Annotated in this window: 8 protein-coding genes; 3 read left to right on the top strand and 5 right to left on the bottom strand. The window is 74.4% G+C overall.

The genetic code is table 11. The features are described from left to right. Positions 1 to 10: 10 nt before the first annotated feature. The 3 genes from AC4IHM_RS33215 (at position 11) to AC4IHM_RS33205 (ending at position 5,111) form a co-directional block, all read left to right on the top strand. Complete coding sequence (locus AC4IHM_RS33215; RefSeq protein WP_490870675.1) at positions 11 to 2,917, top strand: AAA family ATPase; 2,907 nt, start codon at positions 11 to 13, stop codon at positions 2,915 to 2,917. 236 nt (positions 2,918 to 3,153) lie between these two features. Continuing rightward, entirely contained in the window at positions 3,154 to 3,525 is a 372-nt protein-coding gene (locus AC4IHM_RS33210) for a nuclear transport factor 2 family protein (protein ID WP_490870674.1), read from the top strand. A 143-nt stretch (positions 3,526 to 3,668) separates the two neighbouring features. Continuing rightward, positions 3,669 to 5,111 carry a tryptophan 7-halogenase gene (locus tag AC4IHM_RS33205; RefSeq protein ID WP_490870673.1) on the top strand — a complete coding sequence of 481 codons (1,443 nt, stop codon included), beginning with the start codon at positions 3,669 to 3,671 and terminating at the stop codon, positions 5,109 to 5,111. Positions 5,112 to 5,133: 22 nt separating this feature from the next. Here the strand turns inward: AC4IHM_RS33205 and AC4IHM_RS33200 are convergent, their stop codons facing one another. Genes AC4IHM_RS33200 through AC4IHM_RS33180 form a run of 5 tightly spaced genes read right to left on the bottom strand, consistent with a single transcriptional unit; the run spans position 5,134 to position 13,240 of the window. Continuing rightward, positions 5,134 to 6,039, bottom strand: a complete 906-nt coding sequence (locus AC4IHM_RS33200) for a GHMP family kinase ATP-binding protein (RefSeq protein WP_490870672.1) — start codon at positions 6,037 to 6,039, stop codon at positions 5,134 to 5,136. Then, positions 6,036 to 7,523 carry a lyase family protein gene (locus AC4IHM_RS33195; protein WP_490870671.1) on the bottom strand — a complete coding sequence of 496 codons (1,488 nt, stop codon included), beginning with the start codon at positions 7,521 to 7,523 and terminating at the stop codon, positions 6,036 to 6,038. The genes AC4IHM_RS33200 and AC4IHM_RS33195 overlap by 4 nt, the downstream gene beginning before the upstream one ends. Continuing rightward, positions 7,514 to 9,145 carry a condensation domain-containing protein gene (locus AC4IHM_RS33190; RefSeq protein ID WP_490870670.1) on the bottom strand — a complete coding sequence of 544 codons (1,632 nt, stop codon included), beginning with the start codon at positions 9,143 to 9,145 and terminating at the stop codon, positions 7,514 to 7,516. Before AC4IHM_RS33190 ends, AC4IHM_RS33195 begins: the two co-directional genes overlap by 10 nt. Continuing rightward, positions 9,142 to 12,327, bottom strand: a complete 3,186-nt coding sequence (locus tag AC4IHM_RS33185) for a non-ribosomal peptide synthetase (protein WP_490870669.1) — start codon at positions 12,325 to 12,327, stop codon at positions 9,142 to 9,144. The genes AC4IHM_RS33190 and AC4IHM_RS33185 overlap by 4 nt, the downstream gene beginning before the upstream one ends. Before the next feature lie 49 nt (positions 12,328 to 12,376). After that, a complete protein-coding gene (locus AC4IHM_RS33180; protein WP_490870668.1) occupies positions 12,377 to 13,240 on the bottom strand; it encodes a glycine amidinotransferase in 864 nt (287 codons plus the stop codon). Between the last annotated feature and the right edge of the window lie 138 nt (positions 13,241 to 13,378).

Genomic DNA, 13,378 nt, shown 5'->3' with positions numbered 1-13,378 from the left:
CTCAGTCACGGTGCGATCGGGGCCGGGTGCACGCCCCAGGAAGGCGGTCGGTATCGCTACGTCGGGCGCCCACGAACAAGAGCTGTCGGCCGGGCGGTCCTTCGCGCGGCTCGTCGAACGCGAGCGTGAGACGGCGCTCCTGCGCGGCCTCGTCCGGCGGACCGCCTCGGGACGCACCGGTCTCGTCGTCGTCAAGGGACCGGGCGGCATCGGCAAGACGGCGCTCCTGCGGGGCCTCGCCCAAGAAGCACGGCGCCGAGGACTGCACGTCGTGGAGACGGCGGAGGTGCCCGAACGGATGCTCCGCTTCCGTTCACCGGGTACCCCGTTCGACACCACGGCCGCCGAGGAGCACTCCTTCGTCCGGACCGGTCGGGTGCGTGCCGGGGCCGGACGGGCAGGCGCGCCGATCGCCTCGCCCAACGTCACCGTGCCGTCGCTGCACGGCCCGCCCCTCACCTTCCGGCAGGTGGTGGGCTGTGCCACGGCGACGCGTCCGACGCTCCTGTCGATCGACAACGCCGAGCGCGCCGACCTCGAATCGGTCAGGGCGCTCGTCCGTCTCCTGCGCGCCCGGCACGATCTGCCGGTGCTGCTGGCCCTCGGCTGGCGCGACGGCGAGGAGCCGGCCGCGCCCGTGGAGTGGGTGACCCGCTCGATGCTTGAGGTCGTCAGGCCCCGGCCGCTGACCGGTGCGGGCATCGGCGGGCTCGTGCGCCGGCTGACGGGGAGCGCCGTCGAGGCCGGGTTCCAGGCGGACTGCCTGGCCGCGACCAGCGGCAACCCCTCGTTGGTGACGGGGCTGGTCGCCGGGTTGCGCGAGCTGGGCCGGCCGCTGACGAGCGCCGGGCTCAGGGCCGCGAGCGAGGGGGACATCCCGGTGTTCGGCGCGCGGGCGAGGCGCCTGCTGCACCGGCAGTCCCCCGTCGCGGTACGCGCCGCGCGGGCGGTGGCCGTTCTGGGCGAGCGGACACCGACCACGGCCGGGGCCGATCTGGCGCGGGTGGAGTCGACCGCGTTCACCCGTTCCCTTCGCCGGCTGGAGACGATCGGGCTGGCTCGGGCGTCCGCCCCGGACGCCTGGTCGCTCGCGCACCCAGCCGTGCGCAACGCGGTCCTGACGGGCACCCCGCCCCGGATCCGCACCGACCTGCACGGCCGTGCCGCCCGGCTGCTGCACGACCGCGGGGCACCGGCCGGCGACATCGCCGAGCACCTGCTCGGCTCGCCCGACGCGGCGCGCGAGCCGTGGGCGCGGGCCGTGCTGCGGGAGGGGGCCCGCACGGCGATGCTCCACGGGACGGCGGAACACGCGGTGGAGTTACTGCGATCCTGTGTCCCGCCCGGCCGCGAGGACACCTGCGACCCGGTCCTGGTGATGGAACTGGGCGTCGCCGAGAGCCGGGTGGACGCGGAAGCCTGCATCGGGCACCTGGCCTCCGTGCTGGACCGCCTGACCGACCCCGACCTGCGGCTGACGGCGCTCAGTTCACTCGTCGGCGCCCTGACCCGCACCGGCCGGATGGGACGTGCGGCGGAGCTGCTGGCCGCCCAGGAGACCGGTTCGCCCTCCGGATGGGCGCGTCTCCAGCTTCTGGAGGCGGACATGCTGCTGGCCGCGACCGACAGCCTCGACGCCTGCACGAGCCTCCTCGAAACGGTCTCCCTGCGCCTGGACCTGCCCGGCGCGACCCCGCAGGAGCGGGCCCTGCTCGCGGGCCGTGCCTTCATCGCGATGAGCCGTACGGAGCGCCTTCCGCAGGCCCTCGGCGCGGCCAACCGGGTGGTGCGGGCCGCCACGCCGATCACCGACTCCCCCGTCACCCTGGCCGCGGCGGCCGCCGCGCTGGCGTACGCGGACCGGCCCGCCGACGCCGCCCATGTCTACCAGCAGCTTTTGGAGGGCACCGACACCGTGCCCGACCAGCTGCGGGCCGGTCTGCTCGCCCTCGACGGCGAGGCCGCCCAGCGGATGGGGCGCCTCGACCACGCGCTCCGGTCCACGGCCGAGGCCCTGGTGGCGGCGCACGGCGCGCGGATCACCCACCACGAGGCACTGGCCCTCGCGGTGCGGCTGCACGCACTGCTCGACCGGGGCGAGGTCGCGGCGGCCGAGGCCCTGGCCGGCACGGTGCCGCCGGACGCGATCGACGACGCCTGGCAGTGGAGCGAGTATCTCGGTGCCCGCGGGCGGCTCCGGCTGGTCCAGGGGGATCCCGGGGCCGCCGTGGCGGATCTGACGGAGTGCGGCCGCCGGCAGGACCTGTGGCAGCGGACGAACCCGGCGGCTTCGCCGTGGTGGTACTGGGCCGGACACGCCCGTCTGGCCGTCGGCGACCGCGCGGAGGCCGGTCGCCTCGCCACCCGGGCCGTGGATGTCGCACACCCCGCCGACCTCCCCGTCGCCCTGGGCACGGCACTGGAGTTGCTGGCCTCGGCGGGCGACGAGCGCGGGCGGCTGCAACTGTTCGCGGACGCGGAGAGCGTCCTTTCGCACAGTGGCGCCGCGCTGGCACTGGCCCGCACGCGCGTGGCCCGCGGCCGTGCGCTGCTGCGCGCCGGGCACACCGGCCAGGCCCGTACGGTACTGCGCCGGGGGTGGGAGGAGTCCCACGCCCTCGGGGCCCGCGCCCTGCACGACGAGGCGCACGGTCTTCTGCTCAGCGCGGGGGCGCGGCCCCGGCGCGCCGCGGCCCGCAGGTCGGGCGAACTCACCCGCAGCGAGGAGCAGGTGGCGCGGCTGGCGGCGACGGGGCGGACCAACCTGCAGATCGCGGAGGCGCTCTTCGTGACGCGCCGTACGGTGGAGGTCCATCTCACCTCCGTCTACCGCAAGCTCGGCCTGTCGGGGCGCAAGGAGTTGCGGAGCGCGCTGGGACGGCCGCGGGCCGCCGCCTGCCGCGAGCCGGGGATCTGAGGGCCGCGCCGGTGCCGACGCCCTCGGCCACGGACCGCACTTCTTTCCCGACGGTCTGCCCGAACGCGGTGAACTACGCCTAGTCTTGGGGCAGTTGCGGAGCCAGGCCGTTCTCCTGTCGCCCCGCCGGGTCCGCTCGCGCACCGCAGACGGGACCCTGCTCTCCCCCACACTCGGCGTCAGTCCGCTCCTCGTCGCCCGGAGCGCTGACCGCCCCTTGACCGGAAGGAAACGGCATGACCGCTTTCGAGGTGGAGCAGATCGCCGAACGAGTCCACCGCTACTACGCGTTGGTGGACGACGGAGACGTGCCGGGGGTCGTGGGGCTCTTCGCCGAGCGCGCGGTGTACGAGCGGCCGGGCTACGACCCCATCGTGGGCCGGGCCGGGCTCGACGCCTTCTACCGTGGCCAGCGGGTCATCGACAGCGGGAGTCACACGGTGGTCAGGCTCGTGGTCGGCCCCCACGACGCCGCCGTCGAGGGCGAGTTCCGCGGGACGCTGAAGGACGGCAGCGAGGTGGACCTGCGGTTCGCCGACTTCTTCCGGCTGAACGAGCAGCTGCTCTTCGAGGTCCGCAACACGTACTTCTTCGCACCGATGGTGTGAGTGCGGGGCGCGGTCGCGCGTAACGGTGGCTCACACCGATGCCGTGCCGGCCGCGGCCCGCGAGGGTCTTGTCCGGACGACCGCGTCATGGTCGCCGCCGGCCGTTCATGTCGGCCGGTTCCCCCTCGGCCGGAAGGGCCCCCATGACCAGTACCGGCGATTCGCAGTCGGCGGAGTCGTTCGATGTGATCGTCGTCGGAGGCGGCCCGGCCGGGTCGTCGGCCGCGACGTTCGTGGCCATGCAGGGCCACCGGGTCCTGCTTCTGGAGAAGGAGGGCTTCCCCCGGCACCAGATCGGCGAGTCCCTGCTGCCGTCCACGGTGCACGGGATATGTGCCCTGCTCGGCGTCTCCGAGGAACTGCACGGCGCCGGGTTCACCAAGAAGCGCGGCGGCACGTTCCGCTGGGGCTCCAACACCGAGCCGTGGAGCTTCGACTTCGCGCTCTCCGAGAAGTTCGCGGGCCCCACCTCGTACGCCTACCAGGTCGAGCGCATGAAGTTCGACCAGTTGCTCCTCGACAACGCCCGGCGCAAGGGCGTCGTGGTCCGTGAGCACTGCGCGGTCCGCGACGTCCTGGAGGACGGCGGCCGGGTGTGCGGGGTCCGTTACGAGGACGCGGACGGCGCCGAGCGGGACACCCGCGCCCGGTTCGTCGTCGACGCCTCCGGCAACCAGAGCCGGCTCCAGGGGCGGATCGGCGGCCGGCGGCACTACTCGGAGTTCTTCCAGAACATCGCGCTCTACGGCTACTTCGAGGGCGGCAAGCGGCTGCCCGCGCCGAACAGCGGCAACATCACGTGCGTGGCCTTCGAGTCGGGATGGTTCTGGTACATCCCGCTGACCGAGTCACTCACCTCGGTGGGCGCGGTGGTGCGCAAGGAGTGCGCGGACCGGATCCGCGGCGACCGCGGCAAGGCCCTGGCCGAGATGATCGCCGACTGCCCTCTCGTCGCCGAGTACCTGTCCGGGGCCGAACGGGTGACCAGTGGGCCCTACGGCGAGGTCCGGGTGCGCAAGGACTACTCGTATCTGCACGACACCTTCTGGCGGCCGGGCATGACGCTGGTGGGCGACGCGGTGGGCTTCATCGACCCGCTGTTCTCCTCCGGCGTGCACATGGCCACGTTCGGCGCGCTGCTGGCCGCGCGTTCCATCAACACCGTGCTCCGCGGCGACCTGGACGAACAGGAGTGCTTCGCCGAGTACGAGGCCCGGTACCGCAAGGAGTACCAGACCTTCCACGACTTCCTCGTCAGCTTCTACGACGTCACCCGCGACGAGCGGCAGTACTTCGACGAGGCCCGGCGCATCACCCGCGACCCCGCGCCCGGCGCCGGGGCGTTCGCCGGGCTGGTCGGCGGCGGCGCCTCGCAGGACACGGCGCTGACCTCGCAGTCCTACCGGGAGCAGCGCAAGAAGGATCTGCGCCGGCAGTCCCGCGACATCCACTGGGAGGGCCACCGCATCCAGATGCAGGCCGCCTTCGGCGAGTCGGCCGAGGATGCTCCGGCCGTCGAGGACGGGCTGGTCGTCGCCCAGGACGGCATGCACTGGACGAGGAGCGCGCAGTCCGCCGCGGTGTGAGCGGCCCGGCCCCGCTCCGCGTCTAGCGGTCCGCGGCGGCCGACCGGTAGACGCAGAGCGTTCCGGGGAGCGCGGCGCAGGCCGCGCGCGCGGCCTCGATCCTGTCCCGGTGCCCGTCGGCGGTGGCGTCGAGCAGGAGGCCGAGCATCGTGCCGCTGTGCGTGCACACCACGCCGGGCGCGCCGACGCGTTCGGCGATGCCGGTCATGGCGTCGAGGTTGCGTTTGGGCAGCCGGCGCTGGTTGAGGACCGCGCTGCGCGTGGTGACCGCGCCCACGGCGCCCAGGTCCGCGCCGCGGACGGCGAGGGCGAGGTCGTCGACGAGCCGCGCGTACTCGCGGCGCAGTCCGGGCGGAACGTGCCCGGGGCGCCGGTTGTGGGCGACGGTGTCGAGGTGTCCGCCCTCGTCGACCGCGACGACGGTGACGGGCGGCAGCACGCCGAGGTGGGCGCGGAGCCGGACGGCGCGGTGTTCGAAGACGACGACGCCGGGGTGCATGACCCCGTCGGTGGGTTCGAGGGGGCGCAGCCAGTCCTCGACGGCGGCCGGTGAGGTGTCGAGGCCGAGTACCGTGCCGACGCCGCGGGCCGTGGCGACGAGGTCGGCGGACGAGCTGGCCAGGCCCTTGCCGACGAGCAGGTCGCTGTCCAGGAGGAGGGTTCCCCCGCCGCCGGCTCCGTGCGTGTCGAGCATGGCCCGCGCCAGGGTGAGCGACTTGGTCTTGTGCGCGGGGTAGACGTGCAGCGGGCCGTGCCGGTCGTAGCGGAACCGGGCGCGGCTGCCGAGGCTGATGGGAAGGGTGACGAGGAAGGCCGTGCCGTCGGGCAGGACGCCCTGGAGGAGTTCTCCGAAGGTGCCGCAGGCGGCGCCGGTGCCCTCGTCGATGTCCACGGCCACCCGGCGGGCGGCCGCCGGCGGCCCGGTCATGCGGGGACCTCCGCGTCCAGGGGGGTTTCGAGCCGCCGGGCCGCCGCGGTCCGGTGTGCGGTGCGGCGCGTCCACTCGGCGTCGAGGCGGTCGAGTTCGCGCTCCTCGTCGGCGAGGAGTTCTCCGACCCGGTCGGGGTGGGCGGAGCCGGCCGAGCGCTTGGCGCGCAGTCCGCGGTCGATGTCGAAGGACTCGGCGAGCAGTTCGGCGGCCGGTTCCGCCGCGTACCCGGACTCGGCGGCGCAGGCCCGCAGCAGGTCGGCGTCGGGGCTCTCGGCGCGCAGCCCCCGCTCGACGGCGTGCTTGACATAGCGTCCGGCGACGATCTGGGCGGTGCGCCAGGGGATGCCGCAGTCCAGGGTGAGGCGGTTGGCGAGGGTGAAGCCGCCGAGGTGGTCCTCGGCGCAGGCCGTGCGCATCCGGTCGGTGCGGTAGGTGACGCCGGTGACGACGGCGTGGGTCAGGCGCAGCAGGGAGCGCATGGCCGCGGCCTGGGTGTGCAGGTGGGCGCCGGTCTCCTTGGACACCTCGACGGTGTTGCTGTACGGGGTGTTGCGCTGTCCGGCGGTGAGGTCGGCGGACCGGCCGACGACGTGGGCGCAGCGTCCGCGGATGCGTTCGAGGACGGGGAAGTTGCGTTTTTGCGGCATGGCGGCGGAGATGCCGACGAGGTCGTCGGGCAGGTCGAGGAAGGCGAAGCCGCTGCCGCCCCAGGTCATGAGATCGGTGGTGAAGCGGCTCAGGACGGCTGCGTAGCCGGCGAGGTCCGAGGCCATGGCGGTGGTCCAGGTGCGGGAGGCGACGGCGACCAGCGCGTGCGGCTGAGCGCGGGCGAAGCCGAGGTGGGCGGCGAGCCGGGCGCGGTCCCAGGGCAGTTCCTGTCCGGCCATGGCGCCGGAGCCCAGCGGGCAGGCGTCGGTCTCGTCGTGGGTGTGCAGCATGCGGCGCAGTGCGGCGTTGGTCTCGGCGGCGAGGGCGGCGAGGTGGTAGCCGGGGGTGATGAGCTGTGCGGCCTGGCCGTGGGTGTAGCCGGGCATGGGTGTGTCGGTGTGCCGGGCGGCGAGTGCGGTGACGGCCCGGCCGAGTTCCAGCAGGTCCCCCGCGACGGCGGTGAAGTTGGCGCGGGCAGCCATGAGTTGGGCGCAGACCTGGGCGTCGTTGCGGCTGCGGTCGACGTGCCAGGCGGCGAAGGGCGGGGTGGGGCCGGACTGTGCGTGGTGCTCCAGGGCGAATGAGATGTCGGACATGTTGCGCCGGGGGTCGGCGCGTATCGCGTCGGCGTCGAGGGAGCCGAGGCGGGCGTCGAGGGCGGCGGCTCCGGCGGTGTCGACCAGTCCCATCCGCAGGTACTCGCGCAGCAGGGCCCGTTCCACGGCGACGTAGTGGGGCAGCAGGTGTTCGGCTTCGTGGGCGAACTGCGGGGCGAGCACCTCCTCGTGCCACACGTCGCTCGGTGTGCCGTCGATCCGGCCGGTCACCGCCATGCCGTCCTCCCGTCGGGGGTGCGTTCGAGGGCGGCGGCGAGTCCGGCCACCGTGGGGTCGGCGAAGAAGGTCCGCAGTGTGATGCCGCCCTCCTGCTCCGGGGCGAGGCGGGCGAGCAGGCGCAGGGCCTGGAGCGAGTGGCCGCCTGCGGTGAAGAAGTCCTCGTGCACGTCGACGGGGCCGGCGTCGGTGCCGAGCACCGTCCGCCAGATTGCCGCCACCCGTTCCTCGGCGGCGTCGCGCGGGGCGGTCCGCGCGCGGGGCGGGGCGTCGGCGGGGCGGGGGGTGTGCCGGGGGGCCGTGCCGGGGAGCAGCTCGGAGAGGCGGGTGCCGGGGGCGTCGAGGAGGGTGGCGAGCAGCCGGACGTAGTCGGCGAGCAGGGTGTCGGCGCTGGAGCGGTCGAAGAGGGCGGCGTCGTAGACGAGGCGGACGCCGGTGCCGGCGATGTCGAGGAGGAGGTCCTCCTCGCAGGAGGAGACGGGCGGGCCGAGGGTGCCGGCCGGGCTGTGGTTGAAGGCGAGCTGGTAGAGGGGCGGTACGCCGGGCAGGCGCGGCACCGCGAGGAGTTCGACGAGGCTCTGGAAGGGGATGTCGTGGGGTTCGTCGGCCCGGACGGCGGTGGCGGTGCGGCGGACGAGTTCGGTGCCGTCGGGGTCGCCGCCGAGGTCGGCCCGCAGGACCCGCATGTTGACGAAGGTGCCGACCATGGCGCGGGTCGCGGGGTCGTCGCGTCCGGCGACGGGCAGGCCGACGGCGAGGTCGTCGGCGCCGGAGTGGTGGTGCAGCAGGGCGGTCCAGGCGGCGAGGAGCAGCATCACGGGCCGGGTGCCGTGGAGACGGGCGGCGCCGGTCAGGGCGGCGGTGACGCCGACCGGCAGCGCGGTGCGCACCTCGGCCCCGCGGAAGGTGCGGGCCGGCGGGCGCGGCCGGTCCAGCGGCACGGTGTGCACGGGCGGCAGTCCGCGCAGCCGGGCCCGCCAGTGCGCGGCGGGCGCGTCGCCGCCGGAGCCGGTCCGCTCGCGTTCGCGCCGTGCGTGGGCGGCGTAGCCGAGGGGCAGCCGGGGCAGGCGCGGCGGGCGGCCCTCCTCGGCGGCGGCGCAGAGTTCGGTGAGTTCGGCGTGGACGTTGAACCCGGAGGCGGTGTCGTACACGGTGTGGTGGGCGGCGAACACCACCGACAGGGACCCCTCCCCCAGGTCGAGGACGGCCGCGCGCCACTGGGGTGCCCGGTGCGGGTCGAACGGGCCGCGGGCCAGCCGGGCGCGCAGGGAGCGCCGTTCCTCGGCCTGTGCGGCGTGGTCGTGCGCGCTCAGGTCGAGCAGTTCGATCTGTGGCTCGGGGCTGGGGTGCACCTCCTGGCAGAGCCGTCCGTCCACGGTGCGCAGGACGGTGCGCAGGGGTTCGTGGCGGTCCATCAGGACGTGGAGGGCGTGCACGAGGTCGTTCCCGGTCACGGCCGCGTGCAGGGGGAACTCGTCGACGGCGCAGTAGGTGGGCGGGTCGTGGGCCAGGCGGGAGGCCAGCCAGGCGCGTTCCTGGGCGTACGTCGCCGGGACGGTGACCGGCCCGGCGGCCCCGGGTGCGGGCCGGTCGTCGCGGACGGCGGGGCCGGGACGCGTCACGACGCCGCGCCGTCGGCGAGCGGCAGTACGTGGCCGGGCAGCCGGACCGGGTCGCCGAGGACGACGGCGATCTCCCGGGCGCCCTCGTACGGTTCGCGGGCGTGGGCCGTGCGGATGTTGTCGACGAGGAGGATGTCGCCCTCCTGCCAGGGCCGGCCCACGGTGAACCGGTCGTAGACGGCGTTGATCTTCTCGACCGTGTCGGCGGTGACGGGGGTGCCGTCGCCGGCGGCGGTGTCGAAGGGGAGCCCGTCGGGGCCGTACACGTCGGTGAGGTACTCCCGGATCGCGGGTTCCAGGGTGAGGCCGTTGAGGAAGGCGATCTGGTTGAACCAGCCGGGCACCTTGGTGCGGGGGTGGGCCACCACGGCGGCCCGGCGCTGGCGGGTGACCAGGCGGCTGTCGGGGAGCCAGGTGTGTGCGACGGCGGCTTCGGCGCAGTAGGCGTCGACCGAGGTCCGGTCGGTGCTGCCGAACGCCTCGGGCCAGGAGAGGCCGACGTCGTGGTAGGCGCGGCGCAGCAGCCAGCCGTGTTCGGCGAAGGGGGCGGTCAGGTCGGGCGGGAGCGCGGCGAGGACCTGCTGGGAGTCGGCGACGGTGGTGCGTCCGCCGCTGCCGGGCGCGGTGAGGCACGCGAAGAGCAGGGTGCCGGGGACGGTGGCGGCGTGGCTCAGCTCGTGGTGCATGCACATCGGGTCCTCGGCCGGCCAGTGGCTGCCGGAGTACACGCCGGGTGCGAGGAGGGTACGGGGCGCGAAGCCCTCCCGCTCGGTCAGCGGCTCGATGCCGAGCGCGGCGGCGACGCGTGCGACATCGGCGGGGGTGCGGGCGCCGACGCCGCTGAGCACGACGGCACCGCGGGCGGCGAGGGTGTCCAGGACCGCGGCGCGGTGTGCGCCGGCGCGGGCGGCCGGGTCGGGGCCGGCGGTGCGGGCGTCGAGGACGGACAGCGGGGCCGGTCCCCCGGCGGGGCGGGCCGGGGCGGTGGTCGCGGCGGGGGCGGACTTGCTGTCCAGCAGGGCGGCGACCTCGGCGACCGTGGGGGTGCCGCGGAGTTCGGCGACGGTGACCCGGCGGTCGAGTTCGATGGCGAGGCGGATCGCGGAGAGCGAGGTGCCGCCGAGGTCGGTGAAGCGGCTGTCGCGTCCGATGCGCTCTTCCGGCACGCGCAGCAGCCGTGCCCATACGGCGGCGACCCGCCGCTCGGTGGCGGTGCCGGGCTTCGCGGCGCCGGCGCCGGCCCGGGTGTGCGCGCTGTCGCGGGCGCGTCCGGCGAGGGCCTTCTTGTCGATCTTCCCGTTGCCGGACAGCGGGAGTTCGCGGACCCGGTGGAGCCTGGGCGGCACCATGTAGTGGGGCAGGGAGGTGCCGAGGGCGCGTGCGGTCTCCTCGGCGTCGGGGGCGTCCTCGCCCGTGTAGTAGGCGACGAGTTGGGGGTCGTCGTCGGTGCCGGCGACGATCACGGCGCCGTCGCGCACCCCGGGGACCTGGAGCAGGCGGTCCTCGATCTCGCCGATCTCGATGCGGAAGCCGCTGATCTTCACCTGGGCGTCGCGCCGGCCGAGGTACTCCAGCTCGCCGGACGGGAGCCGGCGGCCGAAGTCGCCGGACCGGTAGAGGCGTTCGGCGGGCCGAAGGGGGTCTGGGCGGTAGACGGCGGCGGTGCGGTCGGGGTCGTTGACGTAGCCGCGGCCGACGCAGACGCCGGCGATGACGATCTCGCCGGGGGCGCCGTCGGGGACGAGGTGGAGCTGTTCGTCCATGACGTAGACGCGGCAGTTGCGGATGGTGTCGCCGAGCGGCACGGAGCGGTGGTCCGGCACCGTGCGCATGACGCCGTGGTGGGAGTCGTCGCTGACCTCGGTGAGGCCGTAGCAGTTGACGAGGGGAACGCCGGGGAACCTCTCGAACCAGCGGCGGACCAGTTCCTTCTTGAGTGCCTCGCCGGTCACGGCCATGACCCGCAGGTGCGGAAGGCGGGCGCGGCCCCGGGCGGCCTCGGTGAGGACGAGTTCGAGGTAGGTGGGCACGAGTTGGAGCACCTGGACGCCATGGTGGTCGACGAGGTCCACGAACCGGCCCACGTCGAGTACGGCCTCCTGCCCGACCAGCAGTACCCGGCCGCCGACGAGGAAGGGCGAGACCAGTTGCCACAGGGAGATGTCGAAGCACTGCGGTGCCGTCTGCCCCACGGTGTCGCCCTCCTGGATGCCGAGGTCCTCGATCTTGGCGTACAGGTGGTTGAGGAAGCCGTCGTGCTCGCACATGGCGCCCTTGGGCTCACCGGTGGATCCCGAGGTGAAGTACACGTACGCCAGTTGGTCGCCGGCCACGGCGGTCTCGGGGTCGTGCGTGGGCCCGTCGCCGCCGGCGAGGTCTCCGACGGACATCCGGCGGACCGTGTCGCGGCCGGCCAGGGCCTCGTCGAGGGACGGCACGTCGGGGTCGGCGAGCACCCAGCGGCACTCGCTGCGGGTGAGGGTCCTCGCGATGCGTGAGGCGGGGAATCCCGGTTCGAGGGGCAGGTAGCAGCCGCCCGCCTTGAACACGGCGAGCACCGCGGCCGGCCACCGCGCGTGGCGTTCGGTGACGACGGCCACCACGTCCTCGGGGGCGAGGCCCGCCCGCAGCAGCGCCCAGGCGATCCGGTTGGCCTCGTCGTTGAGTTCGCGGTAGGTGCGGGTGGTGGTGCCGTGCACGACGGCCACGGCGTCGGGGTGCCGGCGCACGCGTTCCTCGAAGAGTTCGTGCAGGCGGCGGCCGGGCAGCGGCCGTACGGGGCCCGCGCCGCGTGCGACGACGGCCTCGGTCTCCTCGGTCGACAGGAGGCCGTGCCGGGTGTGCGGCTGGTCGGGGTCCGCCGTCATCAGGTGGAGCGCGCGCGTCTCGTAGCGGCCGAGGCGCTCCGCGCCCGTGCCGGCCGTCGCCGACGCGTTCGCCCAGGCCCGCTCCGCCTGCGAGCGTCCCTCGTCGGTGCCCACGTGGCGCACCAGGTCGCGCCAGGAGGCGTCGGGAGCCGGGGAGTTGGTGCCGAGCAGCACCGAGGCGACCTTCAGCCGTGCCGCGAGCCGTACCGAGGCCGCGTCCGCCGCGCAGGCGCGTGCCAGGGCCGCGACGGCGTCCTGCGGCAGGGCGGGTGCCGACGGCTGTCCGGTGACCGGGTCGGGCGCTGTTTCCTGCATCGGGGGCTCCTGCTGATCGTTGAACCGGCATGCGGACGGGGTGGGACGCTCAGGTCAGGTAGTCCTCGGCGCCGCCGGTGCGCACCGTGTCGAGGGTGAAGCAGTGGAAGCCGCCGCCGAACAGGCGCCGGTGCCGGTGCCGGACGGGGACGACGGTGAAGCCGTGCTTCTCCAGGGTGGCCACGAGGGTCTGGCAGGCGTCGTTGACCATGACGGTGTCCTCGTCGACGGAGAGCACGTTCAGGTCGATGTAGGGGCTGGCCGGGATCGGGTCGTCGTTCTCGTACTGCGGGTAGTCGTCGACGCCGGGCGGCGGCGGGACGACGATGTCCCAGCCGCGCAGGGCGCCGGGCAGGTAGTCGACGACGCCCGGGTCGCGCAGCAGCAGGGTGCCGGGGCGCAGCGGGACCACGACGGAGTCGATGTGGCTCTGGGTCAGTCGGTCCATGCGGTGCACGCGGAACCGCCCGTCGAGGTGGCGTCGCAGCCAGTCGAGGGCGAGGGCGTGGTTGGCGTTGGAGACGTTGACGATCAGGTCGCGCCCCAGCCGGAGGCAGTTGGCGCCGTCGATCATCGGCTCCAGGCCCACGTCGTACGGCGACTCTCCCGGTTCGAGGGGGACTTCGATGTTGGGAGCGGCGTGGGCGGTGTTGGCCGGGTCGAAGGAGTGGTCGGTCATCATGGGGCGCGGCATGGTCGTCCAGCGGGCGCCGGCCCGGAAGTACTCCAGGAAGATCGGTTTGAGGAACTGGGTCTCGAAGTAGCGGTCGTGCAGCATGGGCGGGGTCTCGATGATCTCGTCGCCCATGATCAGGGTGTTGTCGCGCAGGTTGAGCGGCGGGGTGACGGCGGCCTCGAAGGCGGGGGTGGCGACCCGGGTGGACTGCGGGGCGGGCGGCAGGGGCCGGTGCACCGTGACGCCCAGCGCGGTGAGTTGTGCGGCGATGCCTTCGAACGTCCTCGACGAGTTCGCCGAGGAAGCGCTCCTTCAGCGCGAGGCGGTGGGGGGTGTTGCGGTCGCGGCGTTCCGGTCCGTCGCGCCAGGTGGAGA

Source organism: Streptomyces sp. SL06 (assembly GCF_058244745.1).
The sequence above is the reverse complement of the archived record's forward strand: the minus strand, read 5'-3'. Positions and strand labels throughout refer to the sequence as shown.